This is a genomic window from Actinomycetes bacterium, assembly GCA_036510875.1.
Taxonomy (GTDB): Bacteria; Actinomycetota; Actinomycetes; order Prado026; family Prado026; genus DATCDE01.
Map to the genome: position 1 here is coordinate 1 of DATCDE010000199.1, position 21,355 is coordinate 21,355.

The following is a 21,355-nucleotide window of genomic DNA, read 5'->3' on the forward strand; positions in this document are numbered from 1 at the left end:
GCGCGGTGACGCTGATGCGTTCCGTTTCCAGCCCCCGCCCGTCGAACCGTGCATGCGGTTCTCCCGCACACGGCTCACCGACGCCCTTCACCGGCGGTGTTCGACCGGAGCCCGCCAGGCCCGGTTGGGCCTGGGTGCGGCAACGATTCCATTGAGGGAGACCAGCCCGAACGAGTCACGCGATCGGTAGACCTGGGCGAATCCCCAGGCGCTTGGGCGTTGATGACGTTTCGCCAGGAACAGCGCGAGCCGCATCACCGCGTAGCTGCGGATCTTGTCGAAGGCCTGGGCGGAGTTCCCGTAGCGGAAGTAGCCCGCCCAGCCGCGCAGGAACAGGTTCCTCTCCTGCACGATTTGCTCGACCGGTGCAACCAGCCGGGCCCGCATCGTCATGAACCGGATGCGGTCCCGGGCGTGCTGCATCGCCTTGCGCGATGGCCAACGGGCGAGGTAGGTGATCTGGCCTGTTCCCCGCGCGGCCCGGGAGTGCACCAGCCGATGGTGGAAGCCGAGGAAGTCCACGCCCTCGCCACCATCGGTCAGCTGCACGATCCGGGTCTTGGCCTGCTTCGGCTCCAGGCCGAGATGGGCCAGCAGGGCGGTTACGCGCGCGAGCGCGGCGACCGCCTGCCCCTGGGACTTGCACATCACCACCAGGTCATCGGCATACCGCACCAGCGTCCCATACGCGCCACGCCATGCCCGGTCGAGCCGGTGCAAGAAGACGTTGGCGAGCAGCGGGGAGACAACCCCGCCTTGCGGAGTGCCGGTGACGGCCCGCCGGGCCGTGCCCTCGTGCATGACCCCAGCGCGTAGGAACGCGCAGAGCAGCCCGAGGAGGCGACGGTCGCTGACCCGTTCCTCCACCGCGGACATCAACCCCGAGTGCGGGATCGCCTCAAAGCAGTTCGCGACGTCCGTCTCCACCACCCACCGCTTGCCCCCGAAGGACTCATCAACGAGTACCTGCAGGGCGTCGTGCGCCGACCGTTTGGGCCGGAACCCATGCGAGCACGGCAAGAAGTCCGCCTCGAAGATCGGCTCTATGACGATCTTCACGGCAGCCTGCACGACTCGGTCACGGACCGCGGGAATCGACAACGGTCGCTGCTCTGCCGAGCCGGGCTTGGGAATGAACACCCGTCGGGCAGGCAACGGCCGGAACCGCCCCGCTTGCAGTTCCGCGGCCAGTTCGTCGAGCAGCCGGGTCACCCCGTACTCCTCGACGTCGGCGATGGTGGTCTGGTCGATGCCTGGCGCGCCAGCGTTTCGACGCACCAGCCACCACGCTCGCTGCAAGACATCCCTGCGGTGGACCTTGTCATACAGCGCGTGGAATCGTCGTCCGGGGTCAGCCTTGGCCGCCCGGTGAAGCGCATGCTGCAAGGCACGGACCGGGTCGAGGATCCGCTGGATGCTGCGGACCGCTCGGTCGCTCCCCCTGAAGGGCTCTTGACGCTGCACTTCGACGTCGGGCGTTTCCCCCCGGCGCCGGCAGCCTGCTACCGGGCCCCCTGGCGGTTACCCGGACCGGACTCACACCGGCTGGCGACGACGAGCTTCACAACGAGTCAGATCACGTCACCATCGGCGTGGCCCCTCTCGCTCACTGGGCATACTCCCGAGTCTTGTGGAACCGAGCAACGTGCAGATCGTGACGCAGGACCAGGCCGTGGGCGTGAGCGGGCTGCCGGAGGAGGTCAGTCTCGCGCTGGCTGACATCGCCAGCGTGGCCCGGGAAGGGCTGCTCGCGCTGAGCGTCGCCGCGGGGATGGCGGTGATGGCGGCGATGTTCGAGGCTGAGATCACCGCAGTGGCCGGGCCGAAGGGCAAGCACGACCCCGACCGTGGGGCGGTGCGGCACGGCACCGGGAAGGGCTCGGTGACCCTGGGCGGTCGGCGGGTCGAGGTGTCCCGGCCGCGGGCCCGAACCCTGGACGGGCATGAGGTGCCGCTGGACACCTACGCCGCGTTCGCCGCTGACGACCTGCTCGGCCAGCGGCCCGAACGCCCGGGCTCGTCTCGTGTCCGCCTGCGGGGCGTACCGGACGTTCGCCCTCGACCATCCCGAGCACTATCAACTGATGTTCGACCACAAGCGCGTCATCGCCATGTCGCCGCAGGCCTACGCGCGCGCGGAGCTGGCGTTCGCCGAGCTCGTGACCCGGGTCCAGGACGCCCAAGGCGCGGAGATCCTCGCGCGTGGGGTCGCGGTCGACATCGCCCAGCAGATCTGGTCAGCGCTGCATGGTGCGGTGAGCTTCGAGCTCAACGGGATCAGCTTCTCCGACGACTCGGAGTCGGTGTACAACGACATGGTGCAAACGATGCTGCGCGGGTTGTCGGACTGATCGGCTACCCGGACCATGACATTCCCGAGCAGCGAGGACTTATCGGTGATACGACGCGATCGCGGAGTTGACCGGCATTGGGCGGTCCTCGTCAGCGGAGGGTCCACAGTCATCGAAGACCAACACTCGTGCTCGTCGTTGACATCCATGTGCTGGAGTCCTCAACGTCGCCCGGCGAGCGCGTATGACGTCACGGCGATCGTGAATCCGATGGTCATGGACATGGACCAGATGTTGGCTTCGGTGGCCCAGTAGGCCAGGCCCGAACCGTACGCGAGCAGGACGCCGAAGATCCCGGTGGAGGCGGGCAGAATGTAGGTGCGGCGCCTCGAACGGATTGCAAACACCAGCATCCAGATCGCGAGCGCGATGAGCACATAGGCCACGTCCACGTGGGCGCTGAGAAGGGCCTGCGGCGAAGCGGTCTCGAGGGTGGGCGGGTCCTGCGTGAGCCACAGGTTGTTGGCCATGCCGAGCAGCACCTGGACGGCCAGGGCAGTGATGATGGCGATCCGCAGCCGGTCGAGGCGGCGCCGCCGACGGGCGGCAAGGTCGTCGAGGGTCGTGGCTTGCGGCTGCGTGGTCATGCGCGTGTCTCCTTCTTGCGAATGATTGGCCCTGGACCACCGGGGCGGGGCGGGACTGGCTGACAGGTTTGTCCTCCGACAGATGCCTTTGCGTGGCGCTGGGCGGACGTGGCCCCTCCCCTAACAATCGGTGCGGGGTCGACGAGCTGGTTGGACGCTGTGGAAGCGAGCCCTTCGTGAGCACCGTTCTCGGACATTCGTGGTCGGCTTACGAACAGCCGTGACCGGCAGCCTTCATCGTGCGCATCGCCGGCAGATGGCCGGAGACGACTGCCGCCCGCGCGTGGGAGCCGTGACCCGTGGGAACGGCTTGGTTCCTCGGTGGGGAGGCGGATCATGCTGCCACCCGTCGCCGTCGCAGAGGTGATGTCCGGGGTCCCCGAAGCAGGTCGCCAGCGGCGCAGCGGTTCGATCACGACGTTGACCGCACCTTGCGCCCGGTGCTCGAGTGGTGAAATCGCGATCGGCGTGCCTCGTCGCGAGCGTGTCTCTGGTCGGCTGCGGTCGGTCATCTCACCAGCTCCGGCTCGATGTGGGGAGCGGAGACGTTGCTGTCAGGGGATGTCCGGTACCGGTCGGGGTGTGCCTCGACGTGGACCTCGGGTAGGAACGAGAGGGCCGGCGGCATCCACCAGTTCCGGTCGCCGAGGATGAACATCACGGCTGGCACGACGAGCAGTCGCACGACGGTGGCGTCGATGAGGATGGCGGCGGCCATGCCGATGCCGATCACCTTGAGGATGAGGCTGTTGCTGGGTACGAACGCTGCGAACACCGCGATCACAATGGCTGCTGCTGCTGTGATGACCCGCGCGGTCCGGCCAACCCGCTGACGATTGCCTGCCCGTTGTCCCCGATGCGTGTCCAGGTCTCGCGTATCCGGGAGACGAGGAAGACCTCGTAGTCCATCGACAGCCCGAACAGGACGGCGAACATGAGCACCGGGACGAATGCGGGCAGCGGCGTGGGGCTGTCGATTCCGAACAGCCGGCCGAACCAGCCGCCCTGCAGGACGAGAGCCACGACGCCGTCGGCGGCGGCGACGGACAAGAGGTTCAGCGCGGCGGCCTTGAGGGCGACCGCGACGCTGCGGAAGGCGACGAGCAGCAGGAGCGCCGAGAGGATCACGACACCGGCGATGAGCAGCGGGAGCTTGCTCTCGATGTTGCTCGTGGTGTCGATGGACGCTGCGGTCACGCCTCCGACGTGGACAGTCAGCCCGGTGCCCGCGGTCGCAGCCGGCACGATCTGCTCGCGCAGCGTGCGGACGAGGGTCTGGGTGCGGGGGTCCTCGGGCCCGGTGGTCGGGAACACCGTGAGCACGGCCGCGTCGTGGGACGGGCTGAGCGTGACGGGGCTGACCGAGGCGAGGCCGCTGACGTGCGTCAGGCTGGTGACGAGGCTGGTGAGCGCGGTCGCGTCCGCTGGTGCGGTGAGCTCAGCTGCGATGAGGAGCGGCCCGTTCGCGCCGGGACCGAACGCCTGCTCAACCATCATGTAGGCGCGGCGGCTGGAGCTGTCGGCCGCGTCGTGGCCGGCGTCGGGGAACCCGAAGCGCGCACCCAGGAACGGGCTGGCCAGGGCCAGCAGCGCCGACACGCCGACCACGGCGGCAAGCACCCGATGGCGCTGGACCAGGCGCCCCCAGCGCAGCCAACCCTCGGACTCAACGGCGCCGTGCGGCGCCGGCGTGGGCACCTGCCGCCCCACCCGGCCGGCGTCGACGACGGGGCAGCGGGACGCGGAGCCGGTCGAGGTGGCCTCCCACGAAACCGAGGAGTGCGGGGAACAGGGTGATCGCGGCGGCGAGCACCACGAGCACGGCGACGATGGTCGCCGCGGCGGCCCCGCGCATGTAGGGCAGTCCCGTGGCGAACAGGCCGAGCATGCTGATGACGACGGTCGTGCCGGCCAGGACCACAGCGCGCCCGGCGGTGTCCAGGGTAGCGACCGTGGCTCGCTGCACGTCGAGCCCTTCGGCCCGCCACTCGCGGAACCGGGTGACCATCAGCAGCGTGTAGTCGATCCCGACGCCGAGGCCGATCATGGTGGCCAGCGAGGTGGACCAGTCAGGCACCGGCATCACCCGGGCGACCAGGCCGGTCACCGCACCGCTGACCCCCAAGCCGACCAGCGCGACGGCCAGAGGAAGGCCGGCGGCGACTATCGACCCGAAGGTGAGCAGCAGGATCACCGCTGCCACGAGAAGCCCCAGGCCCTCGGAGCCGACCGGGCCCTGCTCGGCGGCTGCGACGGCATCGCCGCTCATCGCGACCTGCAGCCCGTTGACCGATGCCCGGTCGGCCAGGCCCAGCAGCGACGTCGTCGCGGTGACCGGCATATCGGAGGGCTGGACGACGTCGTGCTGCACCGTGGCGATCGCCGTGGTGAGGTCCCGCGAGACCCCACCGGGGGTGGCGAACGGGTCGCTGACCTGACGGACGTGTGACTGCCGGGCCAGTTCGTCGAGCAGCTGCCGAACCTGGGACCGAGCCAGGCCCTCAGTGACCGGACCCGAGGTGCTGCGCACGACCACGGCGATCGAGGACGCCGCGGCGGACGGGAACTCGCGAACCAGCCGGTCATGCGCCTGGGTGGAATCGGCACCGGGCGCCGAGTAGTCGGCCGTAAACCGGCCGGCGAAGGCGATCGACAGGACGATCGCGACGGCAACTGTGACAACCCAGCCGACCACGGTGAGCGCGCGGTGCCGGAAGGTCCACTGCGCCACCCGCCCGAGAACGCCTGGCGCCGCAACCGCGGGGACGCGAGCCGTGCGATCCGCGACCAACTCTGGATTCATGACCTAACCTCATCGTAGTGAACCAACGTAACAGGAATGTTGGCGCACAATGAATCAGATGCCGGCGGGGTCTGTCAAGGGATCAAACTTCAGTTACACTCCATCACAGTCGCGTTCCCCTGGGGTCGCGAGCGAATGTCGAAGGGGGCATGTCGATGACGACGACCGTGGGCGATCCCGCGAGTGCCGTGCCGTCACGACGGGAGCGGGCGCGCCAGGCCACCCTCACCGAGATCAAGGCGACCGCCCTCGACCTCATGCGCAGTCAGGGCAACACCGACGTCCGGTTCGCCGACATTGCCCGCGCCATGGGGTTCACCGCGCAGGCTCTCTACAGGTACTACGGCGACCGCGACCAACTGCTCACCGACCTCATCTTCGAGGGCTACCACGACCTGGCGCAGTCACTAGCCGACGCCGTCACAGACGCCGACCCCTCCCCCGGCCGGGAGCATTTCCGGGTCGTCGCGACGGCGTACCGGGCGTGGGCACTGGGCGACCCGCCGCGCTTCACCCTGCTGTTCGGCCAACCGGTCCCGGGCTACGTCGCACCCGCACACGGACCCACCGTCGAGGCTGCCAAGTCCGCGATCGAGCAGCTCGCCCTCGTCGTGCACCGGGCGCTCGCCGCCGGCGTGCTCGCCGACCCCATCGTCGAGGACGTCGCGCCCTCGACGCTGGCCGCTCTGCAGGCCGACGCCGACGACTCGGTGGTCGAGGGGACGGTTCCCGCCGCCAGCCACCAGGCACTGCTGCACGCCTGGTACGGGATGCACGGCGCCATCTGCCTCGAGATGTACGGGCACCTGCGGATGTACGACAAGCCCGCGCTCGACGCCATCTACGAAGCCCAAGTCGAGCTGTCGTCCCGAGCCATGGGGCTCGCCGATACCTGAGCATGTGAAGGTCAGACTCGAAGATGCCGTCCTGGCGAGCGGGCGACGGTCCTCGCAGGCGCAGACTCACAAGGCTGAGGGCGCGGATCGCTGACTCTTGACGGTAGCCATGTGGCTATGTATCTTAACCGCATGGCTACTACAAATAGGGGCACCGCTCCCACCCAGTACCTCGCCCGTCCCGAGGGGCGGGTCGCCTACGACGTGGCCGGTGACGGCCCCCTGGTCCTGCTCGTTCCCGGCATGGGCGACCTGCGCGCCACGTACCGGTTCCTGGCGCCGGCTCTGGTCGAGGCGGGCTACCGCGTCGCGACCAGCGACCTTCGCGGCCACGGCGGCAGCGATCCGACGTTCGGCTCCTACGGCGACGTCGAGACCGCCGGGGATCTCGTCGCGCTGATCGAGGCGCTCGGGGGTCCGGCCGTGATCGTGGGCAACTCGATGGGCGCCGGGGCCGCCGCCTACGTCGCGGCCGAGCGCCCGGAGCTGGTGAGCGCGCTGGTCCTCGTCGGCCCGTTCGTGCGCGACGGTTCGATCAGCGCGTTCACCCGGATCATGATGCGGGTCGCGATGGCCACACCGTGGGCCGCCCTGTCGTGGAAGTCGTATGCGCCGAAGTTCTACGCCGGGCACCGCCCCGACGACCTCGACACCTACCTCCCCGAGGTCATCGCCAGCATCAAGCGACCCGGCTACACCAAGGCGTTCTCGCTGACGACCCGCACCAGCCACGCACCGGTCGAGGCTCGCCTGGCCGAGGTGACCGCGCCCACGCTGGTCGTGATGGGCCAGCAGGACCCGGACTTCCTCGACCCGAAGGCCGAGGCCGACTGGATCGCCGCCGCCCTGCACGGCACCGTCGTCATCGTCCCCGAGGCCGGCCACTACCCCCAGTCGCAGCAGCCCGAGCTCGTGGCCGCCGCGATCGGCTCGTTCCTCGCCGAGGCGGGCAGTCGTGGCTAGGGCCGGGCTGAGCGAGGACCGCGTCGTCGTCGAGGCCGAGCGCATCGCCGACGAGGTGGGCCTGTCCCGCCTCACCCTCGCCGCGCTCGCCGAGAGCCTCGGCGTCCGCCAGCCGTCCCTCTACAAGCACATCGACGGCATGGACGCCCTGCAGCGCAGCATCGCGGTCCGCGCCAAGACCGAGCTCGCCGACGTCCTGGGTCGCGCTGCCGTCGGCAAGTCTGGTGACGATGCGATCCGCGCCCTCGCTGCGGCGTACCGCCGGTGGGCGGTGCAGCACCCGGGCCGCTACAGCGCCACCGTCCGCGCACCCGAGCCCGGCGACACCGACGACGAGGCGGCCAGCGCCGCCGCTGTCGGCGTCGTGCTGGACGTGCTGGCGGGCTACGACCTCCACGGCATCGACGCGATCGACGCCACCCGCGCCATCCGCTCCACCCTGCACGGCTTCATCGCCCTCGAGTCCTCCGGCGGCTTCGGCCTGCCCGTCGACATCGACCGCAGCTTCGAGCGCCTCGTCGACGGACTCGTCGTCGCCCTCCACGCCCTCGCGACCCCCACGAGCTGACCGAGGAACCACCATGGACACCCTCTCCCCCGCCCCCTCGCTCCACGCGGTCGGTGCACCGAACCCGCCGCAGGCCGGCGTCGTCACCGGACGACCCCGCGCCTTCCTACGGGTCGAGGGCCTCGCGCTGCTGGTGGCCGCCCTGGTCGCCTACTCGCGCACCGGGCAGGCGTGGTGGCTGCTACCGGCCACGCTGCTGCTGCCCGACCTCGGCGCCCTCGGCTACCTAGTGTCGCGTTCCGCGGGGGCGCTCGTCTACAACCTCGCGCACGCAACACCGCTCCCCCTGGCACTCGTGGGCGTCGGGCTCTGGCAGCAGCAGATGCTCGTCGTCGCCCTGGCCACCGTGTGGCTCGCCCACATCGGGATGGACCGGGCCATGGCCTACGGCTTCAAGCACGACGGCGACCCCAACCACACGCACCTCGGCCGGCACGATCACCACCGGTCGAGCTGAGCCGAACCCGTAGCTACACACCAATCAACCCCACCTACTCGGACATGCCAGGACCCCGCTAATCCTCTGCGGAGATGCGTCTTGCCCTGACCGCGGCCGCCCTCGCGTTGCTCGACGAGTCGCAGAACCTCGCCACAGTCACAACAAGGACGGTGTCGGCCAGGGCAGGGCTCTCTGCGTCCGCGTTCTTCCGCTACCACGCGACCCGAGCCGACCTCGTCGAGTTCATGGCCCACGTCGTCGACGACCAACTCGGCACGGTTATGAGTGCCGCCGCCGCGATGACAGAAGACCCGTACCAACGACTGCGAGCGGTGACGGTCGCCCACATCCGATACGCACTCGACCACCCGGCCCGCTATGGGCTCCTCACCGGATCGCACTCGCCTGGCAGAACCCCACACTGCGATCGAGGACTGGTCTCCGCTCGCCGGTCATACACGTGCCTGGTCGAAGCCGTCGGCTCGTGTTTGCGGAGCGGCGTACTCGATCAGAGCTCGGATGTCGACACCGAGTCGTTGGCCCTATTGGCGAGGGTCTACGGAGCCATCACTGTCGTCCTACGCCAACAGGAGCCCCGGGGCGAGGCAGCCGTCGAGTGGTGCTCATTCATCGCCCTGTCGTGGATCGGCGCCCTGGCTGGCCCGTCCGCAGACAGTCCCTGCCGTGACGAGGGCTTCGGCCAGCGCGGAACCCTTTCGTCGAACGATCGATGCCAGCCTGATGCACGACCCAGCCTGCGTTGAGCTCGCCAGACCGGTCGGGGCTCACCCTCGCACGCATGGCCATGGGCGAGCTCGGACCGAGCGGCGGACGCTACGTCCACATCGACCACGACATCGACCCGTCACCCACCGCCTTCGACGAAGCGCGCGAGGAACGGCTCTGGTCGGTCGCCAAGACCCTCACGGCTTGACCGAACTGCTCAGGCCTGGGCCGAGGCGTGCAGGACGTGCTCGTCGACGAAGTGCGTGATGACGGCGCCGTACTGGTCGGGGTGGGTGAACCGGAACATGTGACCGGTTCGCGGCAGGATGACCTCGCGGGCGTCGGGGATGCCGGCGAGCATCTCCTTGGCGGCGTTCTCCCCGACGAGCTTGTCGTCCTCGGGGGTGAGCAGCAGGGTCGGCACGTTGACCCGGTCGAGGCGGTCGCGGACGTCGAAGCGGGTGACCGAGGTGACCCGGGCGGTGTAGGTGGCGCGGGGGGTGTTCTCGACGAAGAGCTGCCGGTAGTCGTCCTGGGTGTGCGGGATCGGAGCCGTGGCGTCGAACTTCGAGGCGAGCTGGTAGGCGTGGAACCGCAGGGTGCCCTGGCGGTAGGGCGGGCCGCCGGCGAAGCGCGACGCCGCGGCTGCCATCCCCTTCCACGCGGGCAGCGGGTTCGCCGCGAACCCACCGGAGAGCACGAGCCCGGACAGCCCACGTGGTTGACGGACGGCGAGGGTGAGCGAGATGACGGCACCGTAGGAGTCCCCCACGAGGACGCAGTCATCGAGATCGGCGATCTGGTCGGCGAGGAAGTCGGCGTTCGCCTCGACGCTGTCTAGGCGTTCCGGCAGGCGCATCGTGCGGACGTCTCGGCCCGCGAGTGGGGCGAGCTGTCGGGTATCCCACGGAGCCCCGGAGAAGCACGGGACGGTGACGATGGTGGTCATGGTTTCTCCTTGTATATGATACGACATGTATGTCGTGTCATAAGAATAGCCGGCCCACTCCGAGCTGTCAATCGATGCCTCGGGATTGCCCATGCTGAACGACGGGATCTATATTGATGTCGTGTCATTGAGACGAGACTGGAGCAACGGATGAGTCGCGCCGAGGAGCTCCGCTACTTGGTGCTGGCGGCCCAGCGGGAGGGGAACCGTCAGCTTGCCGCCGGTCTTCGGCCGCTCGGGCTCTCCCCTGCCCAGGCCGAGGTGCTGCGTGTCCTCGGCGAACACAAGGTGCTCACTCTCAGCGGGCTCGGTGCCCTGCTCGTCTGCGAGAGCGGCACCAACCCGAGCCGGCTCGTGGACCGCCTGGTCACGCAGGGGCTGGTCGAGCGGACCCGCAGCGAGACCGACGGCCGAGAGGTGCTGCTCCAGCTGACCCCGGACGGCAGGCGAACTGCCGGGGCCGTGGCTAAGGTCGAATCGCGTCTTTGCTCAGAGATCGATCGTCGGTCGGCGGGACATGACCTCGATGCGATCCTGGCCTTCCTTCGTGAGTTCGTGGACGGTCTGCCCGCAGGCGAGGCAGTCGCCCGCCGCTTCCCCCGATAGCCGGACCGAACCGCCACAGCGCCCGACAACTCGGTACCTCCGCGAAACACGGCCGTGCGAAACGCGGCACGACAGTGACGCGGGCTTCAGACCCGAGGGGCATCCGATGACCGGGCGACTGAGCCACCGGGGGCGAATCACGGGAGGATCGGAAGTCGACCGCGCCGATCGGTTGCGTGGGCGGGCGAACGAGGCCTGCCTAGGGCGGCTGCGCTGGCGTCGCAGGCGAACGTGCCGGGGCGGGTCTCCTCCTTCGAGTACGACGCCGAGGCCCGCGGCCACGCCGATCGGATCCAGGTAGCTCGTCTCATGAGCCCGTAACCTGACCCGCTTCGGGCCAGCAGTGGAGCGGAGGCAAGCCCTCCCCAGGGAGACCAGGCTCTTCCGGAGTCACACGCGTCGGCGGCCACGAGTCAAGGCGGCGACGACCGGGTCTGCTGAAGGTTCGGTTGACTGCCGTCGAGACTGATCATGCTGGCCCCGTGTAGACGGGACCGAGCCCGCGGCCATGCCGCTGCGGGCCGTCGATGACCTCTGGGTTGACGCCCCAGTGGTCAGAACGCAGAAACGGTGAGACCGACCGAGATTCCCTCCACCAGCGTCCACGACTGTCCCGCAATGTCGGGAATCCGCCCCACTTTGATCTTGTGAGGGCGCAGCAGAACAGGCTCCTGCTGACATTTCTGCTGACAATGATCAAGAGGCGAGACCACCAAGATCGGTGATCACGCCTCTGACGCGAAGATTCGCGGTGCGCTGTACAAATTGCATAAGAAACACGTCGAGCGCCGTGAATCTTCGCGCACCACGGTGCGCCGGAGGCGCCGCGTTGCTGACCTACAACGATACCCGTAGCGGGGCAGGATTTGAACCTGCGACCTCTGGGTTATGAGCGACGGTGTCTGGATGTCTGCGGACACTCACCGACGGCAGTGGAACGACGTCTGCGCAGGTCAACGACCCGCACCGTCGCTGAACGTCCAGACGCGTCCGGCATCGTCCACGCCGCGGTGTTGACCGGCGGTGGACCAGCCCCGGTGACGCGTCCGGCGCCGTGGGTCACAACCGGTGGATCGCGGCTGCGATGTCGGACACCTCCTGCACGAGCCGAAGCGCGCCGGGGATGCGCCGGAAGCCGTGGTGCTCGTAGAAGCCCGCTGCGCGCTCATGCACGGCATCCACGACGACGAACCGCGCAGCCACCGTCTGCGTCGCCACCACGATCCGCCCCAGCGCATCGGCGAGAAGAGCCCCGCCGACACCGGTTCCCTGCTGACCGCGGTCCAGCACGAGTCGAGCCAGCAATACGGCCGGGATCTCGGTGGGACTTCCTCGGCCGATGCCGGTGGGAAGTGCGTCGCGAACCAGGCGGTGTCCGGTCAGGCTGTAGTAGCCGACCACCAGGTCCGCGCGCTCGTCGGCGACCCACACGAACGTGCGGGCCACCCGGCGCGCCTCCGCGCCGGCCGCGTGCTCGCGCAGCCACCCGTCCAGCTCGGGTTCCCCACAGTCCAACGCGCTGAGGTCGTGCCGATCCGGGTCGAGCGCCTCTGAGCGGTACCCCACCGATCAGCCGGCGACCAGATCACGTGCCCTGCCGGCCGCGCGGGACAGCGCCGGGTTGGGTTGCGCGGGGGCGTCCAGCGCCGCCAGCAGCTCGTCGTAGAACTCCGCCGGCACCAGGGTCTGGGTGTCGTGCTCGGCGAGCACCTGCTCAGCCCGACCCTCCGCGGCCGAACGCACGAACTCACTCACCGGAACCTGCGCCAGAGCCGCCGCCCGCTCCAGGCGCGCCTTGGTGTCCGGGCGAACCCGAACCTCCAACCGGGCCGTCGCAGCCATCCCACCCTCCCTCGATGTACGGACAACGGCACGTACATTCACGTCGCAGTCAACCAGGAGACCGCCGACCCCGAACACCCTTCGAAGCCACTCCGTACTGGCATCAACGCCATCGCGCGAGGCTCGACCCGGATTCGACGATCCCGTCGGGGCCCTCCCCCGGCTGCATGTTGGGGAGCAGAACAATAACCGGCTACTTGAGACTTCTCGGCAGCCGGAACACGCACCGCCGCAGCCACATCCTTAGGCGATCTTGCGGTGGTAGGTGGCCATGGCGAGGGCGTACCCGACGACGAGGATGCCGAGGCACCAGGCGAGGGCGATCCAGATGTCGGTGCTGACCGGTTGCTGCGTGTACAGGTCGCGGATCGCGTTGACGATGGGCGTCACCGGCTGGTTGTCGGCGAAGGCACGCACCGGGCCGGGCATGGTCGCGGTGAGCACGAAGGCCGAGCTGACGAACGGCAGGAAGATGAGCGGGTAGGAGAACGCGCTCGCGCCGTCCACGGTCTTCGCGGACAGGCCGGCGATGACGGCGAGCCAGGTCAACGCCAGGGTGAACAGGATCAGGATGCCGGCCACCGCGAGCCACGCCAGCACTCCGGCCCTGGAGCGGAAGCCCATGATCAGGGCGACGATCACGACGACCACGAGCGAGATCAGACTGGCGACCAGCGAGGTCAGCACGTGCGCCCACAGCACGGACGACCGTGCGATCGGCATGGACTGCAAGCGCTCGACGATGCCGCTGTTCATGTCCATGAACAGCCGGAAGGCGGTGTAGGCGATGCTCGACGCGATCGTGATGAGCAGGATGCCGGGCAGCAGGTAGTTCACATACGAACGCGACCCTGCGCTGATCGCGCCGCCGAACACGTAGACGAACAGCAGCATGAAGGCGATCGGCATGATCGTGGTCGTGATGATGGTGTCCGGGCTGCGGGCGATGTGGCGCAGTGATCGTCCCGTCAGGACGGCGGTGTCGCCGAAGAAGTGTGTGGTCATCGCTGTTCCTTACTCGTCGGTGCCGAGGCCGGGTCCTTGCCAGCGTCGCTGCCCTTGCCGTTGGCGCCGACGATGGCGAGGAAGACGTCCTCCAGGGTCGGCTGCTTCTCGACGTACTCGACCTTGGCGGGCGGCAGGAGCTGTTTCAGTTCGGCGAGCGTGCCGTTCGCGATGATCCGTCCCTGGTGGAGGATCGCGATCCGGTCGGCGAGCTGTTCGGCCTCGTCCAGGTACTGCGTGGTGAGCAGCACCGTGGTGCCCTGCCCGGCGAGCTGTTTGATGCTGTTCCACACGTCGAGGCGAGCTTGTGGGTCGAGCCCGCTGGTCGGTTCGTCCAGGAAGATCACCGGCGCATTGCCGATCAGGCTCATGGCGATGTCCAGCCGGCGGCGCATGCCTCCGGAGTACGTCGCCACCCTCCGCTGCGCCGCGTCGGTGAGCTGGAAGCGGGCCAGCAGGTCATCCGCGATCCGGCCAGCGCCCTTCAGGTGCCGCAGCCGGGCCATCAGGACCAGGTTCTCCCGCCCGGTGAGGATCTCGTCCACGGCCGCGAACTGCCCGGTGAGGCTGATGGACTCCCGCACGTCGGCCGGGTGCCTGGCGACGTCGAAGCCAGCGACGGTGACCGTCCCCGCGTCGGGCTTGAGCAGCGTGGAAAGGATCTTCACGACCGTGGTCTTGCCCGCGCCGTTGGAGCCGAGCAGGGCGAAGATGCTGCCCCGCGCCACGTCGAAGTCCACGCCGCGCAGCACGCGCAGCTCCTTGTACGACTTCTCCAGGCCCTGCACGTGGAGGGCGGTGACCGACTGTGTACTCATGACGAGAGCCTCAGTTCCCTGCGTCGCCGATGGAGACGCGGACGACGTCGATGTCGCCGGCGCTGGTGTGTGCCTGCACCTCGACGGTGCGCGCGCCCGCGGCCGGCTGGTCGCTGGCGTCGAGCTCGTTGCGCACGGCGCCATACGACGTCTTGAGGTCGAGCAGCGCGGACGTGCCGGCCGGGATGCCGACCTCGATGCGGCCCAGGGACGTCTTCAGCTGCACGGCTCCACTCTCCGCGCTGCCGATCCGAAGGTTGCCGTTCGCCGAGGTCGCGACGACGTCCCCCCGCGCGCGGGCGACGGAGATGTCGCCGTTGGCCGCCTTGACCCGCAGCGGTCCGCCGCTGTCGCCGATCCTCGTGTCGCCGTTGGAGTTCTTCACCTCGGCGCGGCCGCCGATCCGGTCGATCTGCACAGCGCCGGAGCCGGTCGTACAGTAGACGTCACCGCCGATGTCCCCAGCGGCGACGGAACCGAAGCCAGACCTCAGGTCGGCGCTCGTCGCGCCGTCCACCCGGATGTCGCCTGCCGACGTCTTGACCCGGCAGCCGCCGAGGTCGCCCTCGACCGCGACCGCGCCGAGGCCGAAGTGCGCGTCGAGATCCGACCCCGCCGCCAGACGCACGGAGACCTGCACGGCCCCGTACTTCTTGGTGAGGCCGTTCTTCGGCCCGGCCACCCGCAGGCGGCCGTCGGCGCAGGCCACCGTGGTGGCCTCCACCGCGCGGCGGTCCTTCTCGTTCGCCGGGTCTGTCGGGGTCACGTCGACGATGGTGGGACCGTCGTCGCCCGCGACGATCCGAAGGTCGCCCCACTCGATGTCGAGGGAGGCAGAGATGGGTCCGGTGGTGGGGAAGCTGGTCATGTCGAGTCCTCCAGTGCGATCGGAACGAGTCGGGTCCAGGGCGGGCCGGCGGCCAGGGCTAGCGCACCCATCCGCGGTAGCGGTCGGCGCCGCGTGCGGAGCCCCGGGTCGCGGACGGTCCGGTGGGACCCGAGGTGAGTGAGTTGCCTGCCGCGCGGACGAGCCAAGCGTTGACCGACAAGCCGTCCCAGCGGGCCGCCTCCTCGACCCGGTCCTTGAGGTCCTGGCCGAGCCGCAGGTTGATCCGAGTCATGGGCGAGTCGTCGTCCCACGCCGGCGCGGTCGGTTCGGCGCCGTCGGCGACCTCCGGAGCGGGCGGCACAACCACCACGAATTCCGGGTCGCGGCCGCGCAGCCGCAGTTCGACCGACCCGGGCGCGAGCTCCCGGGTGATCTCCGCGGTGGCCACCGAGAGCGCATCGAGCAGTGCCAGACGAAAGGCCGACTCCAGCGTCGCGGTCAGGCGTTCCGCCACTGACCTGGCCTCCTCGCCGCCCGCTTCGGCGGCGAGGAGGAGCTGGTCACGCAACTCGGAGATGTGCGGAGCGAGATCCATGGCATCAATCATGGCACCATTAGGGTGCCATGACAATGCCGGTGCTGTGCCACGCGTGGCCTTGGCGCGCCGGCCACGAACCGGACGAGGCACGCAGGGTCATCCCGCCATCGGTGCCAGCACTCGGGCTGGCACTCAATCAGCGAGTTCGTCGGCTCACCGCCGCCGAACAACCACCCGGGCCGGCGCGCGTACGTGCCGTTCCAGAGCGGGTCATCCGGCAGCGGGTGCGCGCAGCGGAGGACCTGAGCGGCACCTGAGTTCATGGTCGCTGGCACACTCCTGGGGAAGGACCGCTCCAGCCGTTCCGGGTGCCAGCGAAGCGCCTTGGCGACCGAGCCGCGGTGCTGTCCCCGTCCTAGGCCCGGCCCCACTACGGCAACAGGTGTTGATCGCGGTTTCGCATCCGGGTAGCCACGGTCACGGCAGGAGTTCGACGTAGCCGTCGCTGCCGTGCACGCGGATCCTCTGCCCGTCCTGGATCAGCTGGGTGGCGTTCTCGACGCCGACGACCGCTGGGAGGCCGTACTCGCGGGCGATCACGGCGCCGTGCGTCATGAGTCCGCCGACCTCGGTGACCAGGCCGTCGATGGTGACGAACAGCGGTGACCAGCTGGGGTCGGTGAACCTGGTGACCAGGATGTCGCCCGGTTCGAGGGCGGCTTGGTCCAGGTCGACGATCACGCGGGCCCGCCCCTCGATGGTCCCTGTCGAGACTGGTAGGCCGATCAGCGCGCCGTCTGGCACATCGTGGCGCCGGTAGGAGCCGGTGACGGCTTCGCCTTCGGAGGTGAGCACCCGCGGGGGGGTGAGCGCGTGGTACGACGCGAACGTCTCCTTGCGCGCGTGGATGAGCTCGTTGTCCAGTTCCTGCGTGCGCACGACGTCCGCGATCTCGGGCAGCGTGAGGAAGAACAGGTCCTCCGCGTCGCGCAACACGCCGGCCCGCGCCAGCCGCTCGGCCTCGCGGAGCAGCGCCTGCTTATAGACGAGGTAGCGACTGACGATGCCGTACTTGGGGTACTCACGGTAGCCGATGAAGGTACGCACCCGGTCGATCATCTGCTGCGTCTCGTCGGCCTTGGCGTCACCGTCGGGCAACGCCCGCAGGCGGTCGAGCACCTCGCGCCGCTTCGCCTCGGCCTCGGCGCGCCCGCGCTCGAAGCGCCGCGTCGCCTCCCCCGGCTGGAAGTTGTCGATGTTGGCCAGGATCACCGGAACCAGCGTGGACGGCCGCTCGCTCCAGCGCGGCCGGGTGATGTCGATCTCGCCCACGCAGCGCATGCCGTACTCGTCGAGGTAGGCCCGCAGGGCGGCCTGTGCCCTCTGGCCGCCCTCGACGGCGGGCAGTTGGTCGAGGTCGCTGTCACCCTCGACGCGGCGCAGTACCGCGACCACCTGGGGGTACGGGCGGATCACGTCGGCGACGTCCAGCAGGGCCAGGCCCATCTCGGAGGTGATGTTGTTCGGGACAGACTGGGTGAGGGTGTCGGCCACGTTCTTCTCTGCGAGCCACTCCTCCAGGTGGCTGTTGAGCCAATCGGCGGCCTGCATCGCCAGCATGAACACCTGGTGGCTGCGCGGGTCGAACAGGATCCGCTTCAACTCCGGGATGTCCTCGAGAATGGCCTCGACGAGTGCCGAACCGGTCTTGCCCGCGATCCCGCGGCGAAGGGCCGCGACCGACGCCCGGTTGGCCGCGATCAGCTCGTCAACGATCCCCGCATTCGTCTCGATCGGGTCAGCGGGTGCGAGGAACCGCGGCACCGCACCGTCGTCGGGGGCGAGCGGGACGAGGCCGCGCTCGACGACGGTGCGCAGCGCGTCCCCGGTCAGCGGGTCAGACCTGGTGAAGCCGGCGACGAAGGCGTCGCGGTTGGTGGGCGAGGCGAGGTGGCGGCTGGCGTCGACGAACAAGCGGCCCCCGGCCGAGTGCATCGGCACGGCCGCGGTCAGCTGCCACACCGAGATCCCCAGCGGCTTCATCGGGTCGGTCATCATCTGCTGGTGGCCGACGGACACATACACGTGGGGCGCGTCGTCGGCCGCGACGGGGAGGGGGAACAGCGTCGTGATGGGCCGGCTCTGCACGATGTGCAAGCCGTCGTCGGCCAGGCACCACTCGATGTCCTGCGGCCACCCGAAGTGCGCCTCGATCACGCGACCCAGCCGCGCCAGTTCGAGCACCTGAGCGTCGGTCAGCGCTGGGTCGGCCTGCCGCGCCGGGTCGACGACGCGCTCGCGGGTGCCTCCCTGCGGCAGCGGTTCGACCGCGAGCTGCTTAGTCGCGACGACCTTCGTGACGATCTGACCGTCGCGCACCTTGAACACGTCGGGGTTCACGCGCCCGGACACCAGCGCCTCGCCCAGGCCGAAGCTCGCGTCCACGGACAGGGTCCTGCGGTTGCCGTTGACCGGGTCGGCCGTGAACAGGACACCGGACACCTGGGGGACGACCATCTGCTGCACGACCACGGCCATGCGGACCTGCCGGTGGTCGATGCCGTTGCGCTGGCGGTAGGCGACGGCGCGCTCCGTGAACAGCGACGCCCAGCACCGCGCGACGTGCTCGAGGATCGCCGCCGGCCCCATGATGTTCAGGTAGGTGTCCTGCTGGCCGGCGAAGGAGGCCGTGGGCAGGTCCTCCGCCGTCGCGCTCGACCTCACCGCGTAGGCGGCGTGTTCATCGAGCCGCGCGACCGCACCGGTGATCTCGTCCGCCAGGTCGTCCGGCAATGCGAACCCTTCGACAGCCTGGCGGAGCTGCGCGGCGCACACTCCAACGCCCTCACGGTCGCCGGGGTCCACATGCGCCAACCGATCGAGCGCCTCCTCGATCTCGCGATCGCCCGCCATCACCCGGCGGAAGGCGTCCGTCGTCACGCAGAAACCGCGCGGTACCCGGATGCCGTCGATCCGGGTCAGCTCCCCGAGGCCCGCCCCCTTGCCCCCGACACGCGCCACCTGCGTCCGGTCGACGTCTTCCAACCGGAGCACGTCGTTGCCCACAACCACACTCCCTTCGCTCGCACGTCCGCGAGATGCACGGTGCGTGCGAAGCCGATCCTGGCAGTCGGCCCCCTCGTGCCACGTCACCAACTCGTGCAGACGGCCATCCCCCCCGTCCTTGATGCGCCCCGCAGACCAACACCTGTTGCTGTAGTGGGCCCGGCCCGGGGGTCCCCGCCGTCCACGAGGTCGGGATGCGGGCGCGGCGCGAAGCGCTGGGGTTGGTGCCCGTGGAGTACCCGACCACGCGGCGGGTGGACCCCCGGCGCAGGACCGTGCCACGGACCTTCGGGCCCCTGTGCCGCGGTGGGCCGCCGGTGCTCGTGTGAGAGCGCGGGGACCTTGGCCTCCTCCGATGGAGGCACAGCTGGGGGATGGTGATCGTTGAAACCTCGCTTACCAGGAGGTGTCAAACCGTGATGTCTGGCAACGAGCCGCCCGCAAGTTCGGTGTCCGGTGACCACGCAGGGCGTCGGCTGGACTCGCCCGATACCCACGTCATGGTGCTCCCGGACGAGCGTGAACTGGCCTGGATGGAGCTCGGCGCCGCGGAGGGTCTTCCCGTGATCGCGTTCCACGGCACCCCGGGGTCGCGGCTGCAGTTCGGTTTCGGCGACCGGCCGGCGCGCGCCGCGGGGGTGCGGTTCATCGTGCCCGACCGGCCGGGTTAAGGGCTGAGCGCCTATCAACCGCGACGTCGCCTCGCCGGGTGGGCCGACGATGCGGCCTTGCTCGCCGACCACCTGCACCTGACACGGTTCGCGGTGGTCGGACTCTCCGGGGATGGTCCGCACGCCGCCGCGTGTGCACGGTTCCTCCCGGAACGTGTTGTAGCGGCCGTCATCGTCAGCGGGGTCGCGCCACTCGCCGAGCCGGGCACCGAGGCGGGCATGGTGCCGGCCGATGTCCTCTTGGTCCGGATGGCCCGCCGCTCACCCGCATCGACCCTGCCCTTGTTCGCGGCCATGGCCATATTCGACCGGCGCTGGCCCGAGCGTGCCCTGGATCTGATGGCGCGCCAACTGGGCCCAGCCGACACCGCGGTGCTGGGTCACCCGGAGATCCTGGCCGCGTTGTTGGCCGACCTGCGCAGGTCGTCCCCCACCACCGGGAAGGCCCTCGCGCAGGACTACGCGCTGTGGGCCGCGGATTGGGGTTTCCGCCTGCAGGACATCACGGCGCCTGTGCATCTGTGGCACGGCGGCGCCGACCGTGACGTCCCGATCGCCCACGCTCGCCGCCAGGCCGAGGCGATCCCAGGCGCCGTCCTGCATGACTGCCCAGGCGAGGGCCATCTCCTCGTCGGCACTCGGCTCGAGGAGATCCTCCGGGTCGTCACCGGCCTGTTCTGACGCCCAGCCCACCATCCACACAGCCCTGAATGTGCCGATGCAGGGCGGGGGCGATCGAGCAGTGCTGGCGTTCTCGTGTGGTTCACAGGTCGAGAATCAGCTTGAGTCCAGAGTTGACCTCGTCCATGAGGTGCTCGGGCAGTCGCCCGACTGGTGGGTCCAGGTCGGACTTGTTCAACGTGACGAGCGCGGTCAGGTTGGCGACCGCGTCCTTCTTCAACCCGCTGGCCGAGGCCGGGATGAACACGTTGCCGGCGACCGCAGCCTGGCCCGTGTTTGACGTGATCACGGCCGCGATCGTGGTCGCGAGTCTGCTGCTGTTGTAGGCGTCGTCTTGCAGCACGAGCACCGGCCGGACCGTCGCCGGGCGACTCCCGCGCGGCTCACCGAGGTCGACCCAGCAAATGCTGCCTCGGCTGATCACCAGTCTGCCTGCGCGAGACGGGCCCGCCCGACGTCTGTCGCCACGATCGTGTCGAGATCGTCGCCGACGAGTCCCAGGGCCTCGTCGATCCTGGCCGTCAGGGACTCCCGGTCGAGGTCTTCCAGGTACCGCTTGGCTGCGGTGGAGAAGAACTCCGAGCGGCTGATCCCCAGCTGCTGGGCACGCCGGCTCGCTCGGTCGAAGGTCTCGTCAGGGACGGAGATTGCAGTCTTCATGACGACGAGTATAACGAGGTATGACCAGGGTGTCAGGGGGCGATCTCGGCCACCGACGAATCGAACAGCACCGTCTTCACGCGACGGTCCGCGACCGCAGCTACGCCGCGAGGCAGGCGCCCGCGAAGTGTTCTGGTGCGCATCCATGTCCCGCCGAGCAGGCAGTCTTCTGCAGCATCGGGCCACCGGCAGAACATGCCTCGGTGTCAACAGCAGCCCGTTCCTGCACATCCCTTGCCAAGATGCAGGTCCGGTGACCCCTGGGATTTCGACCCAGAGGTCAGACGGCGTTACGACCCGCAGGTGTCGACCAGGGCCGACTCGTCGACCTGGACACCCCGCACGCCCTGGTCACCC

Annotated in this window: 25 protein-coding genes and 1 pseudogene; 11 read left to right on the plus strand and 15 right to left on the minus strand. The window is 69.3% G+C overall.

What is annotated here, in order from left to right; genetic code table 11:
• Positions 1 to 87: 87 nt before the first annotated feature.
• Complete coding sequence (gene ltrA, locus VIM19_11650; GenBank protein HEY5185531.1) at positions 88 to 1,464, minus strand: group II intron reverse transcriptase/maturase; 1,377 nt, start codon at positions 1,462 to 1,464, stop codon at positions 88 to 90.
• Positions 1,465 to 1,630: 166 nt separating this feature from the next.
• Here ltrA and VIM19_11655 point away from each other — a divergent pair.
• Both VIM19_11655 and VIM19_11660 read left to right on the plus strand, forming a co-directional pair.
• A pseudogene (locus tag VIM19_11655) lies at positions 1,631 to 1,999 on the plus strand (IS256 family transposase).
• 25 nt (positions 2,000 to 2,024) lie between these two features.
• On the plus strand, positions 2,025 to 2,351 hold the full coding sequence (locus VIM19_11660; GenBank protein ID HEY5185532.1) for a TetR-like C-terminal domain-containing protein: 327 nt from the start codon (positions 2,025 to 2,027) through the stop codon (positions 2,349 to 2,351).
• 161 nt (positions 2,352 to 2,512) lie between these two features.
• Here the strand turns inward: VIM19_11660 and VIM19_11665 are convergent, their stop codons facing one another.
• The 4 genes from VIM19_11665 to VIM19_11680 form a co-directional block, all read right to left on the minus strand.
• Positions 2,513 to 2,938 carry a hypothetical protein gene (locus VIM19_11665; protein HEY5185533.1) on the minus strand — a complete coding sequence of 142 codons (426 nt, stop codon included), beginning with the start codon at positions 2,936 to 2,938 and terminating at the stop codon, positions 2,513 to 2,515.
• A gap of 508 nt (positions 2,939 to 3,446) precedes the next feature.
• A complete protein-coding gene (locus tag VIM19_11670) occupies positions 3,447 to 3,806 on the minus strand; it encodes an MMPL family transporter (GenBank protein ID HEY5185534.1) in 360 nt (119 codons plus the stop codon).
• Complete coding sequence (locus VIM19_11675; protein HEY5185535.1) at positions 3,719 to 4,636, minus strand: MMPL family transporter; 918 nt, start codon at positions 4,634 to 4,636, stop codon at positions 3,719 to 3,721. Before VIM19_11675 ends, VIM19_11670 begins: the two co-directional genes overlap by 88 nt.
• A complete protein-coding gene (locus VIM19_11680) occupies positions 4,605 to 5,741 on the minus strand; it encodes an MMPL family transporter (protein HEY5185536.1) in 1,137 nt (378 codons plus the stop codon). The genes VIM19_11675 and VIM19_11680 overlap by 32 nt, the downstream gene beginning before the upstream one ends.
• A 155-nt stretch (positions 5,742 to 5,896) precedes the next feature.
• Between VIM19_11680 and VIM19_11685 the strand changes: the two genes are divergently transcribed.
• From VIM19_11685 to VIM19_11710, 6 genes are all read left to right on the plus strand, one after another.
• Positions 5,897 to 6,637, plus strand: a complete 741-nt coding sequence (locus VIM19_11685; protein ID HEY5185537.1) for a TetR/AcrR family transcriptional regulator — start codon at positions 5,897 to 5,899, stop codon at positions 6,635 to 6,637.
• A 117-nt stretch (positions 6,638 to 6,754) separates the two neighbouring features.
• Entirely contained in the window at positions 6,755 to 7,600 is an 846-nt protein-coding gene (locus tag VIM19_11690; protein ID HEY5185538.1) for an alpha/beta hydrolase, read from the plus strand.
• Positions 7,593 to 8,168, plus strand: a complete 576-nt coding sequence (locus VIM19_11695; GenBank protein HEY5185539.1) for a WHG domain-containing protein — start codon at positions 7,593 to 7,595, stop codon at positions 8,166 to 8,168. The genes VIM19_11690 and VIM19_11695 overlap by 8 nt, the downstream gene beginning before the upstream one ends.
• A gap of 13 nt (positions 8,169 to 8,181) precedes the next feature.
• A complete protein-coding gene (locus tag VIM19_11700) occupies positions 8,182 to 8,625 on the plus strand; it encodes a DUF4260 domain-containing protein (protein HEY5185540.1) in 444 nt (147 codons plus the stop codon).
• Between the two features lie 74 nt (positions 8,626 to 8,699).
• Positions 8,700 to 9,371 (plus strand): TetR-like C-terminal domain-containing protein, encoded by a 672-nt coding sequence (locus tag VIM19_11705; protein ID HEY5185541.1) that lies wholly within the window; start codon positions 8,700 to 8,702, stop codon positions 9,369 to 9,371.
• Positions 9,372 to 9,406: 35 nt separating this feature from the next.
• Positions 9,407 to 9,541 (plus strand): hypothetical protein, encoded by a 135-nt coding sequence (locus VIM19_11710; GenBank protein HEY5185542.1) that lies wholly within the window; start codon positions 9,407 to 9,409, stop codon positions 9,539 to 9,541.
• Positions 9,542 to 9,550: 9 nt separating this feature from the next.
• Here VIM19_11710 and VIM19_11715 read toward each other — a convergent pair whose 3' ends face one another.
• Complete coding sequence (locus tag VIM19_11715; protein HEY5185543.1) at positions 9,551 to 10,282, minus strand: alpha/beta hydrolase; 732 nt, start codon at positions 10,280 to 10,282, stop codon at positions 9,551 to 9,553.
• 150 nt (positions 10,283 to 10,432) lie between these two features.
• On the opposite strand from VIM19_11715, the gene VIM19_11720 reads away from it, so the two are divergent.
• Positions 10,433 to 10,888, plus strand: a complete 456-nt coding sequence (locus VIM19_11720) for a winged helix DNA-binding protein (GenBank protein HEY5185544.1) — start codon at positions 10,433 to 10,435, stop codon at positions 10,886 to 10,888.
• A 1,059-nt stretch (positions 10,889 to 11,947) separates the two neighbouring features.
• On the opposite strand, the gene VIM19_11725 is transcribed toward VIM19_11720, so the two are convergent.
• The 7 genes from VIM19_11725 to rph all read right to left on the minus strand — a co-directional run bounded on the left by VIM19_11725 (position 11,948) and on the right by rph (position 18,986).
• The gene (locus tag VIM19_11725) at positions 11,948 to 12,454 is read right to left on the minus strand and encodes a GNAT family N-acetyltransferase (protein ID HEY5185545.1); all 507 of its coding nucleotides are present in this window, start codon (positions 12,452 to 12,454) and stop codon (positions 11,948 to 11,950) included.
• A 3-nt stretch (positions 12,455 to 12,457) separates the two neighbouring features.
• Positions 12,458 to 12,730 (minus strand): DUF1778 domain-containing protein, encoded by a 273-nt coding sequence (locus tag VIM19_11730; protein HEY5185546.1) that lies wholly within the window; start codon positions 12,728 to 12,730, stop codon positions 12,458 to 12,460.
• 243 nt (positions 12,731 to 12,973) lie between these two features.
• Positions 12,974 to 13,735, minus strand: a complete 762-nt coding sequence (locus tag VIM19_11735) for an ABC transporter permease (GenBank protein HEY5185547.1) — start codon at positions 13,733 to 13,735, stop codon at positions 12,974 to 12,976.
• A complete protein-coding gene (locus VIM19_11740; protein HEY5185548.1) occupies positions 13,732 to 14,553 on the minus strand; it encodes an ATP-binding cassette domain-containing protein in 822 nt (273 codons plus the stop codon). The genes VIM19_11735 and VIM19_11740 overlap by 4 nt, the downstream gene beginning before the upstream one ends.
• Before the next feature lie 10 nt (positions 14,554 to 14,563).
• Complete coding sequence (locus VIM19_11745) at positions 14,564 to 15,421, minus strand: DUF4097 family beta strand repeat-containing protein (GenBank protein ID HEY5185549.1); 858 nt, start codon at positions 15,419 to 15,421, stop codon at positions 14,564 to 14,566.
• Between the two features lie 58 nt (positions 15,422 to 15,479).
• On the minus strand, positions 15,480 to 15,977 hold the full coding sequence (locus tag VIM19_11750) for a hypothetical protein (protein HEY5185550.1): 498 nt from the start codon (positions 15,975 to 15,977) through the stop codon (positions 15,480 to 15,482).
• A gap of 420 nt (positions 15,978 to 16,397) precedes the next feature.
• The gene (gene rph, locus VIM19_11755; GenBank protein HEY5185551.1) at positions 16,398 to 18,986 is read right to left on the minus strand and encodes a rifamycin-inactivating phosphotransferase; all 2,589 of its coding nucleotides are present in this window, start codon (positions 18,984 to 18,986) and stop codon (positions 16,398 to 16,400) included.
• A 416-nt stretch (positions 18,987 to 19,402) separates the two neighbouring features.
• On the opposite strand from rph, the gene VIM19_11760 reads away from it, so the two are divergent.
• Both VIM19_11760 and VIM19_11765 read left to right on the plus strand, forming a co-directional pair.
• Complete coding sequence (locus VIM19_11760; protein HEY5185552.1) at positions 19,403 to 19,657, plus strand: hypothetical protein; 255 nt, start codon at positions 19,403 to 19,405, stop codon at positions 19,655 to 19,657.
• 57 nt (positions 19,658 to 19,714) lie between these two features.
• Entirely contained in the window at positions 19,715 to 20,338 is a 624-nt protein-coding gene (locus VIM19_11765) for an alpha/beta hydrolase (protein HEY5185553.1), read from the plus strand.
• An 82-nt stretch (positions 20,339 to 20,420) separates the two neighbouring features.
• Here the strand turns inward: VIM19_11765 and VIM19_11770 are convergent, their stop codons facing one another.
• On the minus strand, positions 20,421 to 20,765 hold the full coding sequence (locus VIM19_11770; GenBank protein HEY5185554.1) for a type II toxin-antitoxin system PemK/MazF family toxin: 345 nt from the start codon (positions 20,763 to 20,765) through the stop codon (positions 20,421 to 20,423).
• Positions 20,759 to 20,998, minus strand: coding sequence for a CopG family transcriptional regulator (locus tag VIM19_11775; GenBank protein ID HEY5185555.1), 240 nt, complete (start codon positions 20,996 to 20,998; stop codon positions 20,759 to 20,761). The genes VIM19_11770 and VIM19_11775 overlap by 7 nt, the downstream gene beginning before the upstream one ends.
• Positions 20,999 to 21,355: the final 357 nt, after the last annotated feature.